Source organism: Mesorhizobium sp. M7D.F.Ca.US.004.01.2.1 (assembly GCF_003997785.1).
Taxonomy (GTDB): domain Bacteria; phylum Pseudomonadota; class Alphaproteobacteria; order Rhizobiales; family Rhizobiaceae; genus Mesorhizobium; species Mesorhizobium loti.
In genome coordinates this window covers 1-2,672 of the sequence record NZ_RZRQ01000531.1, presented here as the reverse complement: position 1 = coordinate 2,672, position 2,672 = coordinate 1, and the positions used below count along the sequence as shown (strand labels likewise).

3 protein-coding genes are annotated in these 2,672 nt (G+C 63.6%); 2 read left to right on the top strand and 1 reads right to left on the bottom strand.

Annotated features, from left to right (window positions below; genetic code table 11):
• On the bottom strand, positions 1–1,086 hold a 1,086-nt coding region (locus tag EN993_RS34265; RefSeq protein WP_127266090.1), incomplete at its 3' end, for a YHS domain-containing protein.
• A gap of 190 nt (positions 1,087–1,276) precedes the next feature.
• Between EN993_RS34265 and EN993_RS34260 the strand changes: the two genes are divergently transcribed.
• Positions 1,277–2,080 (top strand): glycosyltransferase family 25 protein, encoded by an 804-nt coding sequence (locus tag EN993_RS34260; protein ID WP_127266089.1) that lies wholly within the window; start codon positions 1,277–1,279, stop codon positions 2,078–2,080.
• Between the two features lie 90 nt (positions 2,081–2,170).
• The coding region (locus EN993_RS34255; protein WP_206532467.1) for a nucleotidyltransferase domain-containing protein at positions 2,171–2,672 on the top strand (502 nt) is incomplete at its 3' end.

The window sequence follows — 2,672 nt, the reverse complement described above, 5'->3', positions numbered from 1 at the left end:
TTCCAGCACCGTGCCGTCGACCGGCACGGCATCACCGGGGCGGAGGCGCAGGCGATCGCCGGCCTTGACCGCGTCGAGCGGCACATCGCTTTCGGAACCGTCGGCGGCGATCAGCCGCGCGGTCTTCGGCGCGAGATCGAGCAAGGCGCGGATTGCCGACCCGGTCTTTTCACGGGCGCGCAACTCCAGCACCTGGCCTAGGAAGACCAGCGCGACGATGACGGCGGCGGCCTCGAAATACACCGGCACGGCACCGCCATGGCCGCGGAACTGATGCGGAAAAATGTCCGGAAACAGTGTGGCGACGACGCTGTAGAGATAGGCGGCACCAACGCCGAGCGAGATCAGCGTCCACATGTTGGGGCTGCGGTTGACCAGCGAGTCCCAGCCGCGGTGGAAGAAGGGAAAGGCGGCCCAAAGCACCACCGGACTTGCCAGGACCAGCTCGATCCAGACCTTTGTCCGATCCTCGACCAGGCCTTCAAACGTCAGGCCGATCATGGGCGCCATGGCGATGATCAGAAGGGGGACCGACAGGACGGCGCTCACCCAGAACCGCCTGGTGAAGTCGACCAGCTCGGGATTTGGCCCTTCATCGCCCGTCGGCACGCCCATCGGCTCCAGGGCCATGCCACAGATCGGGCAGGACCCAGGCTTGTCGCGGATGATTTCGGGATGCATCGGGCAGGTGTATTGCGTGCCCTTGGGCATCGGCTGCGGCGCCGGCTTGTCGCCGAGATATTTTTGCGGCTCCGCCTCGAATTTCGCCTGGCAAGCGGCGGAGCAGAAATAGAAGCCCTGACCTTCGTGGCGGGCAAAGTGCCTAGCTGTCGCGCGATCGACACTCATGCCGCAGACCGGATCAGTGGCCGTCAGGAATCTTTCCGGCTCGGCGACGAATTTCGTGCGGCAGCCCTGGCTGCAGAAATGATAGAGATGGCCATCATGCTCGGCCGTCGGTTTGCCGGCGGCCGGGTCGACGATCATGCCGCAGACCGGGTCGCGCAGCAGGGCCGGATCCTCGGCCGCAGCTTTCGCGGCGCAGCAGCCGCCATGCACATGGTGGCCGTGGTCTGAATGTGTCATTGCGAAATGCCTCGATGTTTCTGCTTCGAGGGTCAGGTAGTGCTTCCAGTAACTGGAAGGTCAAGGCCTGTTTCGACTTTTTGCATCACCGGCCCGGTGCGCGCGATTCTCCCATAAAAAGTCCTTACGCGGCAACATCGCCGCTGCTAGAGAGCCCCGGTGGTCTCGGAAGGTGAAGAGTTCGTCGGTAATGAAGCGTCTGGTCATCAATCTCGATCGGTCTCCTGAGAGGCTTGCCCATATGACGGCGGAGTTTGCCCGCATTGGCGTTGCGTTCGAGCGGGTGGCCGCAATCGATGCCAGGGAACACCCGGACCTGGTGTTGCAACCGCAGCACGCCATGCATGCCATCCGCCCCCTGTCGGGGAGCGAGATCGCCTGCTTGCACAGCCATCGCACCTGCTGGACGATCATTGCACAAGACGAGGCCCCGTACGGCGCCGTGTTCGAGGACGACATGGTGCTTTCCGCGAAGGCCGGCGCGCTGCTTGCCGATACGAGTTGGATTCCGGCCGATGCCGATGTCGTCAAGCTCGAGACCTTCTTTGCCAAAACCATGATCCAGCGCAGAAGGATCTCCGTTGGCCGCGGTTTTTCCATATTCAGGCTGCGTAAGAGCCATGTCGGGGCTGGCGGTTACCTGCTCTCGAGGCAGATGGCGCGCCATCTTCTCGATGCAACCGCACAGGTCAACGTGGCTGTCGATGAACTCATCTTCGATCTGGCTCTCCCGAGATCGGCGCGCAAGACGATCTACCAGCTCGTTCCCGCTGTGTGCGCGCAGGACCAGTTCGTCGGCGACAGACTGCCAAGCCTGCTTGAGCAGGAACGGGAAGCCGCACGGGTCGCAAGCGGGCTTGCCGTAAAACGCAGGAAACCGACCGCCCAGAGAATCACGAAAGAGGCCGGGCGAATTCTACGCTGGATCATCGATTTCTGCAGATTTCGGCAACATATTGTCGTCCCTCTCGACCGGATCGAGGCAAACGACTAGGCCGCTTTCGGGGCTGGCCTCCCGCCCCATACCCAGCGCCGCGAAAACGCGCTATAGACGCCGCCGAAAAGGCAAGGCCGACTTGGACATATGGCAAGAATCTCCCTGAAGCTCGACGAACTGATCGACGGCGAAGCCTTGCGCCGCGAGATGGCCGCGCTGACCGCGGCCACGGCGGGCGACGGTTCCGGACAGGCCGCGCGCAGCGGTGTGCTCCAGCTGCTCAAGGGGCGGTTGGCCGAGGGGCGCACCATTGCCGAGCGCATGCTGCGGGACGATGGCGGCGGCAGCGCCTGCGCGGCGCGGCTGTCGCATCTCATGGACGAGATCATCCGGGCGCTTTACGATTTCGCCGTCACCCATGTCTACCGGGTCAAGAACCCGTCTTCGGCGGAGCGCATGGCCGTCGTCGCTGTCGGCGGCTACGGCCGCGGCACGCTGGCGCCCGGGTCCGACATCGATCTTCTGTTCCTGCTGCCCTACAAGCAGACGCCGTGGGGCGAACAGACCGTCGAATACATGCTCTACATGCTGTGGGACCTCGGGCTGAAGGTTGGCCACGCCACCCGCAATATCGACGAATGCCTGCGCC

Excerpts from the sequence above, each read along its gene's own strand:
- EN993_RS34260 (WP_127266089.1), top strand. The coding sequence starts at position 1,277 with ATGAAGCGTCTGGTCATCAATCTCGATCGGTCTCCTGAGAGGCTTGCC.